Here is a 13,399-nt window from a genome sequence, read left to right as displayed (position 1 = left end):
CTGTAATTTTGGAAAGTTTATAGTTTGCGTTTGGCCGACGGCGTGACATGATAATCCGAGATGCGCAGCTGCTGGTCGCAGAAACTATACTCATGCAGGATGTTGGAACCAACTATGATCAGGCGGCCCTGCTTATTCTGTGCTACATGTTCCTGGTACCACGTTACCCCTTCCTGGTCAAGGTTGGTAGTTGGCTCGTCCAGCAGCAGCAATTCAGATTCCGAGTAAATGGCCAGGCCCAGTTTCAGGCGCTGCTTCATCCCCGACGAAAAATCCTTTACAAACTTGTGCTTTGCTTTTTGCAGGCCCATGCGGTCGATGAGCTGCTGTGTAGTAAGCTGGTGGCGCAGGGGTTTGAACCGCACCTGGAAATCGATCATCTCCTGCAGGGTAAATTCTTCAACCAGCTCCAGGTAAGGCGCCGTCAGCGATAGCGAACTATAGATCTTTTCGGCAGGAATAGCTTTGCCGGCCACGTTGTAGGATATTTCGCCTTCGGAGTGCAGGTTGTGGCCGGATATAACAGTAAGAAGAGTGGATTTCCCGGACCCGTTATGCCCCAAAATGGCATAAGCAGTGCCTGACTCAAAAGTATAGGTCAGGTTCCGGAAAATCCACTCGTAATTGTATCGTTTACCTAAGTTGCTTAGGTTAATTTGCATCTTTGCCTAAGTAGCTTTTTATAATGCCACGTCCGGAGTTACGCACAAAATTCAGGATCTCGTCGCGCTCTTTGCTTGGCGCCATTTCCAGCTCAATCTTGTCCAGTGCTTCGGTATTGTTGTTACCGCTCATAAACAGGATACGGTATAGTTGCTGAATTTCGTTGATCTGGTCGCTGTTGAAGCCACGGCGGCGCAGACCAATAGAGTTAATACCGGCATAAGTAAGCGGCTCGCGGGCAGCTTTTACATAAGGCGGCACATCTTTACGAACCAGTGAACCACCCGAGATCATGGCGTGCGCCCCGATCTTCACGAACTGGTGCACCGCACTTGAGCCACCGATGATCGCATAATCGCCCATCTCTACGTGACCGGCCATCTGCACTGCATTCACCACAATACAGTTGTTACCAACTATACAGTCGTGGGCAATGTGCGCGTACGACATAATAAGGCAGTTATTGCCCACTACGGTACGCATTTTATCAATAGTTCCGCGGCTAACGGTCACGCACTCACGGATAACCGTATTGTCGCCGATAACAGCTATAGTTTCTTCGCCTGCAAATTTCAGGTCCTGTGGCACAGAAGAGATAACGGCACCCGGGAAAATCTTACAGTTTTTACCGATGCGCGCACCTTCCATAATGGTTACGTTCGGGCCAATCCAGGTTCCTTCTCCGATCTCTACATTCTTATAGATCGTAGAGAATGGCTCGATCACGACGTTATGCGCGATCTTTGCTTCCGGGTGGATGTATGCTAATGGCTGATTCATGCGTTTTTCTTAACTATACTTGCCGACATTTCTGCTTCCATTACCAGTTGGCCACCTACAAAGGCCTGACCAAACATTTTGGCAATTCCGCGTTTAATGGGAGCCAGCAGTTCACATTTAAAGATAATTGTATCGCCCGGAATCACTTTTCGCTTAAAGCGGCATTTATCTACGCCCAGGAAGTAAGTCCAGTAATCTTCAGGATTTTCGACTGTGTTTAACACCAGGATACCGCCTGTCTGTGCCATTGCCTCGATCTGGATAACGCCCGGAAGAATGGGGTTGCCCGGAAAGTGGCCCTGGAAGAAAGGCTCGTTCATGGTCACGTTCTTCACGCCGGTTACCGTGTTCTCATCCAGGTGAATGATCTTATCGATCAGCAGGAAAGGGTAGCGGTGCGGCAGTGTGGCCGTGATCTGGTTTATATCCATCACAGGAGGTTTCTTCTCGTCGTACACGGGTACGCTCTGGATAGAAGCTTCCTGAATGGCTCTTTTTACTTTTTTGGCAAATGCTACGTTGGCCGCGTGGCCTGGTCGTGCTGCCAGTATCTGTCCTTTTATTGGTCTGCCGATCAGGGCCAGGTCGCCCATCAGGTCCAGCAGTTTGTGGCGGGCCGGCTCGTTCTTGAAGCGCAGCTCGGTATTGTTCAGCGTACCTGTTTCTTTTACTTCTACCTTCGGCTTATTCAGCATGCTGGCAAGCTGGGTCAGTTCCTCGTCGTTCACCACACGGTCAACTATAACGATAGCGTTGTCCAGGTTACCGCCTTTTATCAGGTTTTGCTTGTGCAGGGCCTCCAGCTCGTGCAGGAAACAGAACGTGCGGCAAGGCGCGATCTCTTTCTCGAACTGGTTCATGTTGGTGATAGAAGCGTGCTGGCTGCCCAGTACCGGCGAGTTATAGTCTACCATCGCGGTCAGGCGGTAGTCGTTCAGCGGCAAACCAACTATCTCTACCCCACGGGCTTCATCTTTAAACGTAAGGCCTTCGGTTATCTCGAAATAGTTGCGCAGTGCATTCTGCTCCTGTAGGCCAACGCTTTGCAGCGCCTGTACAAACTCTATAGACGAGCCATCCATGATCGGCGGCTCCGGTCCATCCAGCTGTATCAGCACGTTGTCGATCTCCAGGCCAACCAAAGCTGCCAGCGTATGCTCCACCGTGTGCACGCGCGCACCGTTCTGTTCTATTGTTGTACCACGCGAAAGATCCACCACATTGTCTACATCGGCTGCCACAATGGGCTGGCCAGGCAAATCAATGCGCTGAAACTTGTAACCATGGTTAGCCGGCGCCGGGTTAAATGTCATGTTCGACACTACACCGGTGTGCAAGCCAATACCGGTAACTGTAACCGGTGCCTTAATGGTATGCTGTTTATAGTTCATTTACCAATATAATCAATTCAAAACCTGTTTTACACAGGAATAGCCACTGTACGGCAATAAAATACCTGCACAGGACGAATTTTCCTGCAAACTTAAGGTTTTATAACCGCCTTGCCAATATTATTTTTTCGTTTGCGCCCGGGAGTACTAAAATCGGGCTTTTTATGCTTTATCGCGCAGGGCTTCTACTTCGCGCTGTAACTCAGGCAACTTTCTGAATACGGTAAGCGCGCGCAGGTTCTGCTTGTAATCAAAAGCAGGAGACCCTTGTATAATTGTTCCGGTCTTTTTGATGGATTTGCCTACACCCGACTGTGCCCCGATCGTGGTTTTATCAGCTATAGTGATGTGACCTACAATACCCACCTGGCCAGCTATAACGCAGTGGCTTCCGATCTTGGCCGAGCCTGAAATGCCGGTCTGCGCTGCAATAACGGTATGTTCGCCTACTTCTACGTTGTGGGCTATCTGCACCAGGTTGTCGATTTTAGTGCCCTTTCGGATAACGGTAGAGCCCATAGTTGCGCAGTCGATCGTAGTATTAGCGCCGATCGATACATCATCTTCCAGCACCACGTTACCGATCTGGGGTACGATCTTGTAGCTGCCGTCGGCCTGCGGTGCGAAGCCAAAGCCATCGCTGCCCAGCACGGCGCCGGCATGTACAGTACAATTGTTGCCAACTACGGTGTTGGCGTATAGTTTCGCGCCGGCAAACAGCGTGGTATTGTCGCCTATAGTTACGTTATCGCCGATGTATACCTGTGGAAAAATGCGCACGTTCGCGCCTATTTTGCAGTTGTTGCCGATGTATGAAAAAGCACCACGGTAGTGGTTCTCGCCAATGGTGCTGGCGTTGCCCATAAAGGCAGGTTCTTCCACGCCTGTTTTTGAGGCAAGTAAAGCTGTCTGGTAATACTGTAGTAAAGTAGAGAAACTACTGTAAGGGTCGCTGACGCGGATCAGTGTTGCTGAAACAGGTTTCTTCAGTTCCAGTTTATCTGAAACTATAACTGCGCTGGCTCCGGTCGTATAAAGGAATGCCTCGTATTTCGGGTTAGCCAGAAATGCCAGTGCACCTGCCTGTGCTTCTTCAATTTTAGCTAAAGTCCTGACTTTAGCCAAGTTATCTCCTTCCACTTGCCCCTGCAGCAGGTCAGCTATCTGTTGAACAGTAAATTCCATGATGTAAAATTAGAGCAAATTCTCAAAAACGCTAATGGTTTGGGGGCGCAAACTTAACAAAAACTTAGCGTTAACCGGCCAGTTTTTACAGAATACTTAGTAGTGGGTAGTGCTCTTCAGGCAAGCTTTAGAGATTTTTAAACTATAGAATTCAGGCTTCAGTGGTGTTAGAGAAACACTTTTTATAGGTGAGACATGATGAAAGTTACGACTATAGTTTACTTCTCCACTCACCCCGACCCTCTCCTAAAAACAGGAGAGGGAGAATGTCTGAATCAGGATTTGCAGGATTAAAGGATTTTCAGGATTTGGGCTGTTGCTATAGTTTGAGTTATAGTTCTATAGTTACTGTAGGTCCAACCACCCCTACCCCTCCTTATCTAAGGAGGGGAACTCTGACATTACTATATATGGAGCTATAGTTCTATAGTTTCGGTTAGTCATCCCCCTACCCCCTTCAAAGGGGGACTTTGCTGCCTGTAACTATAGTCCAAACTATAGTTCTATAGTTACAGCTCACGAGCAGGCAGGCGCAGCCTGCCCCAAGGAACTATAGGCATGAGAAAATCAGATCTGCTTTGACTAAGAGCATGAACTGCAACTATAGTTTAAGCATTGGCTATCGAATTGAATTCAGTCTTTGGGTTGAGCGCCTTGTAGATTTGCGGTGCCTGTAGGGCATTGCGACGTTAGGAGCAAAGGAAATGTACACCGCGCGATGCCCGAAGACGGGGCCTCCCGGCCCAGGAGGGGGCCAACGAAACTATAGCACTATAGGCGCTTAGAGCTCCCAGGATGAAGAGTGGCTATGAAAGAAAAGGCCTGGTTCCAGCAGTAGGCAAAGTAAACTATAGAACTATAGCTTACCGAACTATAGGACATATAAGATCCTTCGGCTTCGCTCAGGATGACAAAGAAGCAACTATAGGCTGAGATAGATTTCTCACTGCGTTCGAAATGACAATAGTGGAAGAGAGCTATCAGACACATAAGATGTCTCGGCTGCGCTCGACATGACAAATAGGGTCACTAAAGCTAAATCAAAAACTATAGCCACGCACCTACTTTTAGAGAAAGGTTGAGTAGAGGTCAAAACAACAACGGCCGCTCTCTATATAAGAACGGCCGTTGTTTAATGTATAAACTATCGTTTAAAGCGATGCTAAACTTTGTTCAATGGCATTGATCTTTGCTTCGGCATCCGCTTGCTTCTTACGCTCGTTGGCGATGACCGCTTCAGGGGCACCACTCACAAAACGCTCGTTGCTCAGTTTCTTCGTAACTGATAGCAGGAATCCTTTTGTATATTCCAGCTCCTTCTGCAGACGCTCGCGCTCGGCGGCTACGTCAATATTTCCTTCCATCGGGATAAAGAACTCGTCGCCGGCCTCTACAAAGCTGATGGCGCCCTCCACGTTTTCCTGAACAAAGCTGATCTCGTTGATGTTAGCCAGCTTGCGGATGATGCTCAGGAAAGGCTCGTAACCGTCCTGGTTCATTACTTTAATAAACAGGTCGAGCTGCTTGGTCTGGGCGATGTTCTTTGAGTTACGGATGTTACGGATGGCTGCCACCACTTTCAGCACACTTTCCATGCGGGAGGTCAGTTGCTTATCAAACGTAGCTTTTTTAGGCCATGCAGCCACGATCAGGTACTCTTTCTCCTTGCGCTCCTTCAGGTCGTGCCAGATCTCCTCGGTAATGAACGGCATGAACGGATGCAGCACTTTCAGGACGCTTTCCAGGAAGCCAACAGTAGCATCTATAGTTTGCTTATCGATCGGTTGCTGGTAAGCCGGTTTGATCATCTCCAGGTAATTCGAGCAGAAATCATCCCACACCAGTTTATAAACTGCCAGCAGCGCATCCGAAATACGGAACTTCTCGAAATGGTCTTCGATCTGCACAAAAGCTTCGTTAAAGCGCGACTCAAACCACTTAATAGCTGTCTCGTTCGGGCATGGCAGGCTTTCGTCTACTTCCCACCCTTTTATCAATCGGAAGGCATTCCAGATCTTGTTGCTGAAGTTACGGCCTTGCTCTACCAGTTTCTCATCAAACAACAAGTCGTTACCGGCTGGTGAGCTGAACAACATACCAGCACGAACACCGTCGGCGCCATATTGATCGATCAGGTCCAGTGGGTCCGGGGAGTTACCCAGCGATTTCGACATTTTACGGCCCTGCGCGTCACGCACGATACCAGTGAGGTACACATTACGGAACGGCGGCTCGTTACGGAATTCGAAACCGGCCATGATCATACGCGCCACCCAGAAGAACAGAATCTCAGGGGCAGTTACCAGGTCATTGGTCGGGTAATAATATAGAATATCCTTGTTATCCGGGTCTTTAAAGCCGTCGAATACAGAGATTGGCCATAACCACGATGAGAACCAGGTATCCAGCACGTCCTCGTCCTGACGCAGGTCGGTTAATTGCAGCTCAGCGTTACCGCTTTGCTTGCGGGCAAGCTCAAGGGCTTCTTCTTTGGTCGTAGCTACTACAAAAGAACCATCAGGCAGGTAATAAGCTGGTATCTGCTGGCCCCACCACAACTGTCGGGAAACGCACCAGTCGCGCACGTTTTCCATCCACGAGCGGTACATGTTCTTGAACTTAGGCGGGTGCAAGCGTATCTGGTCTTCCATTACAGACTCCAGTGCCGGCTTGGCCATCTTATCCATTTTGCACCACCACTGCATCGAGAGGCGCGGTTCAATTACAGCACCTGTACGCTCCGATGTCTGCAGCACACTTGGATATTCATCTATTTTTACCAGCAGTTCTGCTTCCTGCAGGTCTTTAACTATGTTGCGGCGTGCAGCAAAGCGGTCCTGTCCAATGTATAGCTGTGCTTTTTCGTTCAGCGAGCCATCGTCGTTCAGGATATCAATCGTTGGTAGGTTGTGCTTCTGGCCCAGTTCATAGTCGTTTAGGTCGTGGGCAGGCGTTACTTTTAGCGCACCTGTACCAAACTCAATGCTTACGTACTCATCAACTATAACCGGAATCTCTTTACCCAGCAACGGAATACGAACAGACTTGCCATGCAAATGCGTGTAACGCTCGTCGTTCGGGTTTACAGCCACTGCTACGTCGGCCATAATTGTTTCAGGGCGCGAAGTAGCAACGGTAATGTATGTTTTCTCAGCGTTGTCTGATACCACTTCATATTTCAGGTGGTACATCTTCGCCATCGTTTCCTTCGGGATTACTTCTTCATCCGAGAGAGCGGTTTTGCCTTGCGGGTCCCAGTTAACCATGCGCACGCCGCGGTAGATCTGGCCTTTGCGGTATAGATCCACAAACACTTCGATAACGGCCGCGCTCAGGTCTTCTTCCATCGTGAAACGGGTACGGTCCCAGTCACATGAAGCGCCTAATTTTTTCAGCTGCTCCAGGATAATGCCACCATACTTCTCTTTCCACTCCCAGGCGTATTTCAGGAACTCGTCGCGGGTGAGGTCTTTTTTCTCGATGCCGCGCTCTTTCAGCATCGCTACTACTTTGGCTTCGGTAGCAATAGAAGCGTGGTCGGTGCCCGGCACCCAGCAAGCCTCTTTGCCCTGCATACGCGCACGGCGAATCAACACATCCTGAATGGTATTATTAAGCATGTGGCCCATGTGCAGCACACCGGTTACGTTTGGCGGCGGAATCACAATGGTGTAAGGCTCTTTTTTCGGGTTTGGCTTAGAGCGGAAGAAGCCACGCTCCATCCAGCTGCTGTACCACTTTTCTTCTACTTCTTTGGGACTATATTTCTTTGCTATCGACATCGTATACTTGTTTTTGCTGCTTGTTAGCGCTAAAAGGCAAAAATAGGGAAATTTGCTGATTGTTGATTGCTAATTGATGATTGTTGTTTGCCTGAACTACAAATTCAGACTATTTGCAAACTATACTTAGTAAGCAAACCCTGCAGCCCATATTGCGAGAACTTTGCTTTTTTGATGGTATTGATCTCGGGGTCAATATCAAAATTATAAGCTGTAGAAAGATCTGCGCCGGATAGGTTGCTATAGTTGAAAACGGCACGTTCCAGGTCAGTGTTATCAAACAGAGCACTTGCCAGGTTAGTACCGGAAAAATCCACGCCTTTCAGGGAGCACTTCACGAACCTGGTTTTGGCCATTTTCATTTTGGCAAAGGAGGCATAATCCAGCAGGCAATTTTCAAAGTATACCGTGAACAGGAAATCTTCGCATTCGCTATAGTTGATGCCGGTCAGCTTACATTCCTTAAACTCCACATGGTTTATAGTTGCGTGGCCTAACTTAACCATAGCCAGGTTACAACCAATAAAAGTACAGTCGGTAAAGCGCGAACCGGCAAAGTTACTGCCCGAGAAGCCGCAGTTCCGGAAAGTACAGTTCTCGAACTCGCGGCTCTTTACTTCTTTGTTCGGATAAACGATCTTCTCAAATACTTTATCTTCGTGTAGTTGCCCTTCCATAGTTTGCTATAGTTTGTAATCAAAAGTAAACAAAAAAACCTGCCCTTATAAGGCAGGTTTTTCTGGTAAACTATAGTTTATGCCTACGCTTCCTGGTGTAACCAGGCTTTTTTAGCAAGCAGTTCTTCTTCGGTCTCACGGTAATCCGGATCGTCCACGCAGCAGTCTACCGGGCAAACGGCAGCGCATTGCGGCTCTTCGTGGAAGCCCATGCACTCGGTGCACTTATCTGAAACGATGTAGTAAAACTCATCTGAAATCGGTGTTTGAGGTGCATCGCCGGCAATTACCTCGCCGCCGTCTATCTCCACTTCTTTCAGCGCAGTACCGCCACCCCAGGTCCACTCAGCACCGCCTTCGTAAATAGCAGTGTTAGGGCACTCCGGCTCGCAGGCTCCGCAGTTAATACACTCATCGGTTATCATTATAGCCATAATCGTATCTCCTGTATATTTTTTATACTTTTGTATATCGTGTTTCTAAACCGCAAAATTAGGAACATTAACCGTCCCTATCAAATAAAATTTATACGCGTACCATACTTATCATGACATTAGAGAACAGGATTGAAGCTTTTGTGGAACTGGGCAGGCAATTAAAAAACCTTACCCCCGAAGACCGACAGGTATGGGCGCGCATGGCGCAGTCGCGTAACCCGTGGTTTGATGAAGAAAACGTATCCTGTGCCCTGTATGGCATTACGCAGATGCTCGAAGAACAATACCTGCGCGAGTGGCTTTACCCCTATCATCTTAAACAGGTTACACCTAAAAAGGTTGGAGTGGTGATGGCTGGCAACATCCCGATGGTCGGTTTCCATGATTTTCTGTCGGTGCTGATGAGCGGGCACTACCTGCTGGCCAAGTTGAGTACCGATGACCAACCCCTGATGCGCCGCCTGGCCGATATGCTGGTAATGATAGAACCGGCTTTTGCCAACCAGTTTGAGTTTGTGGAGATTCTGAAAGATGCGGATGCCATTATTGCGACCGGTTCCGACAATACCGCCCGTTATTTTGAGTATTACTTTGCCAAGCGCCCGCACATTATCCGTAAAAACCGCACCAGCATTGGCATCCTTACCGGCCACGAAGAAGCCGACGACCTGAAAGCCCTGGGAGAAGATTTTTTCCGCTACTATGGCCTGGGTTGCCGCAACGTGTCTAAAGTGTTTGTGCCGGAAGGCTATACGTTTGATAAATTCTTTGAAGCGAACGAGTTCAGAAGCAAGGTGCTGGACCACCACAAATACCAGAACAATTACGATTACAACAAATCTATACTGCTGGTAAACAAAGTCCCTCACTACGACAATGGTTTTATGCTGGTGCAGGAAAGTGAGAACCTGGTCTCTCCTATTTCGGTGCTGTTCTACGAAACATTCAGTTCGCTGACAGACCTGCGCGAGAAACTAAATACCCTGAAAGACAAGACACAGGTAATTGTATCTGCACATGGCTGGCTGGAAGGCAGCATCCCGTTCGGCGAAGCACAATGCCCTATGGTGTGGGATTATGCCGACGGCGTAGATACCATGGCATTTTTGCAGAAGCTATAGTTTCATTCTTCTATAACTATAAAACAAAACAGCCTGACGAAGCAGATTCGTCAGGCTGTTTTGTTTTGAAAGTATTGATCGAATTATATTCTCTCCAGCGTTTTCCTTATCAGGCTATCCACTACTTCTTCTGAATTCTTGGCGAACTCCTGCGTAATACGGTTGGCAACTATAGCATTAAGTGACAGCATCTCATGCCCCAGCAGGCGGCCCATAGCGTAATAACCGGCGGTTTCCATTTCAAAGTTGGTCATCTGGAAATCGCAGACCTTAAAATTCTGGTACACCTGCAGCAAATTCTGGTTGCGCAGTCCACCTCGCAATACACGGCCCTGTGGCGCATAAAAGCCCGGACAGGTAAGCGTATTCCCCGGAATCATGTCAAAAGCAAGCTTATCGATCAGCATTTTGGAGCCGGGCACACAGTACGGCGTAAAGCCAACGCCTAATTCTTCTTTCAGGGCTTTGCCGATGCTTTGCTCATCTGCTGTCTGCTCCAGCGGGTAAAACTCCATCAGCGAATCAAGGCCTACGCCGAAATGCGAGGCCACATGGCTACCCAGCGGAACAGATTCCTGCAACGACCCCGACGTACCTACCCGCACAATCTTCAGTTTTATCTTTTCCTCGTTTGGCTCCCGGGTCTGGAAATCGATGTTCACCAGCGCGTCCAGTTCGTTCATCAGTATATCAATGTTATCTGTACCCATTCCTGTCGAGATCACGGTCAGGCGCTTGCCTTTGTAGTAGCCGGTATGGGTAATGAATTCGCGCTTAGTAACTTCTATTTCTATCTCATCAAAATACTTACTGACCATGGCCACACGATCCGGGTCACCAACGGTAATAATAGTGTCGGAGATGTGCTCGGGTAAAAGGTTAAGGTGGTAAACGGTGCCGTTCTTATTGATGATGAGTTCTGATTCGGGGATGGCTGCCATAATTTCTGTATTTATAGGTTGGCGGATAAGCTTATCCTGACGTATACTTGGCAGTTGTATTTATAGTTAGCTGCCTGCCCAAATGTATAAAGCATCAGGCATAAAAACACGGTTGTTGATCATTGTTTTTGTAATTTATTTATAACAGGCAGCGCTATAGTTTCACAGGTTTTCTGCAGTTTTAACTTATACTTTAAGTCCTGCTTCCTCTGGGAGGCACCTAACCTAAACCCAGCATGCAAACCTTACAGGCATATATTCACGGGCTGCTTCAGCCTTACAACCAGGCTACGCTCCACATCAGCGATCTGGCCATACAGCGTGGGTACGGCATTTTCGATTTCTTTAAGGTAACGGAAGGGAAACCGATGTTTTTAGATGATTACCTGGCCCGGTTCTACCGGTCGGCGGAGCGGATGGAAATGGTGGTGCCTATTGATGAAGCAGCGTTACGGGACACGATAGCGCAGCTGATAAAAGCCAACAACCTGCCACTTTCAGGCGTCAAGATCATCCTGACAGGAGGTTATTCCTCTAACGGCTACGACCCCGAAAAACCCAACCTCATCCTGACAGAGCAGCCACTCACGCTGCCCGACCAAACTATAGTTAATAATGGCATCAAGGTAATTACGCATAGCCATGTGCGCGAGCTGCCAACCATTAAAACGATAAACTATGCCATGGGAATCCGGCTCATTCGTGAGATTAGGGCAGCAGGTGCAGCAGATGCGTTGTATCACCAGAACGGCATCGTCAGTGAGTTTCCGCGCTGCAACTTTTTTATAGTTACCAAGGATGAAACTATAGTTACGCCAGCCGAGAATGTGCTCCCGGGAGTTACCCGCAAAAACGTACTGCAACTTGCCGCCCGCAAGTATAAAACCGAAGAACGAACTATAACTATAGCCGATATCGCCCAGGCCAGAGAAGCCTTCCTGACCAGCACTACCAAACGCATTCTGCCCATCGTTCAGGTGGATGATAAAATTATAGGAACAGGCAAGCCGGGCGAGATCACAAAAGAACTGCTTGCTGATCTGATTGAGCTGGAGAAACGGCAACTATAGTTACAAAAAACTAACTTGAGAATAGAACAGAACCGCTCTTCCGGACTTCTTTGTTCGGAAGTATTCTGAAGGGGACATCCGTGTCCCCGAATTTCAACTCACGGGGATGTGGACATCCCCAGCAGATTACATCCGGACAAGGATGTCCGAATGAGCGTTTCCTAAGCGAAGGCTACCTGAATTCCAAAAGTCTGCAACAACTATAGTTCAGGATCTAAACCAGCATAAAATAAGAAGAGCGTGCCCTGTTCAGAACACGCTCTTCTTTGCTTTAGAGAATACTTATATTTGTACGTCGTTTTTCTTTCTGCGGTTGAATCCTTTTAACGGATTGTAGCCGTTCATCTCTTTCTGGTAGTAGCCGGTTCCGTCGTAAGGGCGCTTTTCAGGGTGCTCTTTACACTCTGCAGAGCAGGCTCCTTCCAGTTCCCAGCCACACTTCTCGCAGATGGCCACGTGCAGGTTACACACCGGGTTGGCGCAGTTTACCATACGGTCGTCTTCGGTGCCGCACACGTAGCAGGTCGAGATCACTTTTGGGTTAACAGAGTTCACATCCACCGCCACACGGTTGTCAAAAACATAGCATTTACCTTCAAAGTCTTCGCCGCCGGCCTCTTTGCCATATTTTATGATACCGCCATGCAGCTGGTACACATCTTCAAAACCCTGCTCCAGCAAAAACGCACTGGCTTTTTCGCATTTAATGCCACCGGTGCAGTAGGTCAGTATTTTTTTGTCTTTATACTTCTCTTTCAGCTCGGCCACTTTCTCCGGAAACTCACGGAAATTCTCAATATCCAGCGTCACAGCATTCTTGAAACGGCCAATGTTGTATTCGTAATCAGAACGAACATCCAGCACCACCACATCATCGCGGTCTTTCATGTCGCGGAATTCCTTTGGCTCCAGGTGCTTGCCGGTGCGGGCATTCGGGTCGATGTGCAGCAGGCCGGAGTGTACGATCTCGGCTTTGGTACGCACGTGCAGTTTGGTAAACGCATGCGCATCCGACTCATCCACTTTAAAATCGATTTTGGCGAAGCGCGGATCAGCGTGCATGATCTCCATGTACTTGTCGCAATCCTCTTTCAGACCAGACACCGTTCCGTTCAGGCCTTCTTTTGAAACGATAATGCGGCCGAGCAGATTCAGCTCCAGGCAAAGCAGATGGTGTTGCTCACGAAATTCTTCCGGGTCTGCTATCGGTGTGTAGCAGTAATACAGTAAAATGCTGTAAGGTTTATTCATAACGGCTAAGATTCAGCTTAGTGTTAATTTTAATTGTTTAATTGTTAATGTTTAAATTGTTGAATCAGGATTTAAAAGATGAACGGGAATTTCTATTCACT

Annotated in this window: 12 protein-coding genes; 3 read left to right on the top strand and 9 right to left on the bottom strand. The window is 48.2% G+C overall.

Translation table 11 applies throughout. The features are described from left to right. Positions 1-17: 17 nt before the first annotated feature. The 4 genes from H7F15_RS08760 to lpxD all read right to left on the bottom strand — a co-directional run bounded on the left by H7F15_RS08760 (position 18) and on the right by lpxD (position 4,019). Positions 18-662, bottom strand: coding sequence for an ATP-binding cassette domain-containing protein (locus H7F15_RS08760; RefSeq protein ID WP_185196590.1), 645 nt, complete (start codon positions 660-662; stop codon positions 18-20). After that, positions 652-1,443: an acyl-ACP--UDP-N-acetylglucosamine O-acyltransferase gene (gene lpxA / locus H7F15_RS08755; RefSeq protein ID WP_185196589.1), complete on the bottom strand. Its 792-nt coding sequence runs from the start codon at positions 1,441-1,443 to the stop codon at positions 652-654. The genes H7F15_RS08760 and lpxA overlap by 11 nt, the downstream gene beginning before the upstream one ends. Beyond that, positions 1,440-2,834 carry a bifunctional UDP-3-O-[3-hydroxymyristoyl] N-acetylglucosamine deacetylase/3-hydroxyacyl-ACP dehydratase gene (locus H7F15_RS08750; protein ID WP_185196588.1) on the bottom strand — a complete coding sequence of 465 codons (1,395 nt, stop codon included), beginning with the start codon at positions 2,832-2,834 and terminating at the stop codon, positions 1,440-1,442. The genes lpxA and H7F15_RS08750 overlap by 4 nt, the downstream gene beginning before the upstream one ends. Positions 2,835-2,996: 162 nt before the next feature. Next, positions 2,997-4,019 carry a UDP-3-O-(3-hydroxymyristoyl)glucosamine N-acyltransferase gene (lpxD, locus tag H7F15_RS08745; protein ID WP_185196587.1) on the bottom strand — a complete coding sequence of 341 codons (1,023 nt, stop codon included), beginning with the start codon at positions 4,017-4,019 and terminating at the stop codon, positions 2,997-2,999. Positions 4,020-4,814: 795 nt separating this feature from the next. Here lpxD and H7F15_RS08740 point away from each other — a divergent pair. Continuing rightward, complete coding sequence (locus H7F15_RS08740; protein WP_185196586.1) at positions 4,815-4,952, top strand: hypothetical protein; 138 nt, start codon at positions 4,815-4,817, stop codon at positions 4,950-4,952. A gap of 218 nt (positions 4,953-5,170) precedes the next feature. On the opposite strand, the gene H7F15_RS08735 is transcribed toward H7F15_RS08740, so the two are convergent. The 3 genes from H7F15_RS08735 to H7F15_RS08725 all read right to left on the bottom strand — a co-directional run bounded on the left by H7F15_RS08735 (position 5,171) and on the right by H7F15_RS08725 (position 8,912). Beyond that, positions 5,171-7,801 (bottom strand): valine--tRNA ligase, encoded by a 2,631-nt coding sequence (locus tag H7F15_RS08735; RefSeq protein WP_185196585.1) that lies wholly within the window; start codon positions 7,799-7,801, stop codon positions 5,171-5,173. Positions 7,802-7,905: 104 nt separating this feature from the next. After that, on the bottom strand, positions 7,906-8,478 hold the full coding sequence (locus tag H7F15_RS08730; RefSeq protein WP_185196584.1) for a pentapeptide repeat-containing protein: 573 nt from the start codon (positions 8,476-8,478) through the stop codon (positions 7,906-7,908). Positions 8,479-8,561: 83 nt separating this feature from the next. Further along, positions 8,562-8,912: a 4Fe-4S dicluster domain-containing protein gene (locus H7F15_RS08725; protein ID WP_185196583.1), complete on the bottom strand. Its 351-nt coding sequence runs from the start codon at positions 8,910-8,912 to the stop codon at positions 8,562-8,564. Positions 8,913-9,025: 113 nt separating this feature from the next. Between H7F15_RS08725 and H7F15_RS08720 the strand changes: the two genes are divergently transcribed. After that, positions 9,026-10,036, top strand: a complete 1,011-nt coding sequence (locus tag H7F15_RS08720; RefSeq protein WP_185196582.1) for an acyl-CoA reductase — start codon at positions 9,026-9,028, stop codon at positions 10,034-10,036. Between the two features lie 83 nt (positions 10,037-10,119). On the opposite strand, the gene H7F15_RS08715 is transcribed toward H7F15_RS08720, so the two are convergent. Next, complete coding sequence (locus tag H7F15_RS08715; protein ID WP_185196581.1) at positions 10,120-10,977, bottom strand: nucleoside phosphorylase; 858 nt, start codon at positions 10,975-10,977, stop codon at positions 10,120-10,122. A 236-nt stretch (positions 10,978-11,213) separates the two neighbouring features. On the opposite strand from H7F15_RS08715, the gene H7F15_RS08710 reads away from it, so the two are divergent. Further along, positions 11,214-12,047, top strand: a complete 834-nt coding sequence (locus H7F15_RS08710) for an aminotransferase class IV (protein ID WP_185196580.1) — start codon at positions 11,214-11,216, stop codon at positions 12,045-12,047. A 282-nt stretch (positions 12,048-12,329) separates the two neighbouring features. On the opposite strand, the gene H7F15_RS08705 is transcribed toward H7F15_RS08710, so the two are convergent. After that, a complete protein-coding gene (locus H7F15_RS08705; protein WP_185196579.1) occupies positions 12,330-13,298 on the bottom strand; it encodes a rhodanese-related sulfurtransferase in 969 nt (322 codons plus the stop codon). Between the last annotated feature and the right edge of the window lie 101 nt (positions 13,299-13,399).

It is taken from the genome of Pontibacter sp. Tf4 (assembly GCF_014212495.1).
Classification (GTDB): Bacteria; Bacteroidota; Bacteroidia; order Cytophagales; family Hymenobacteraceae; genus Pontibacter.
The sequence above is the reverse complement of the archived record's forward strand: the minus strand, read 5'-3'. Positions and strand labels throughout refer to the sequence as shown.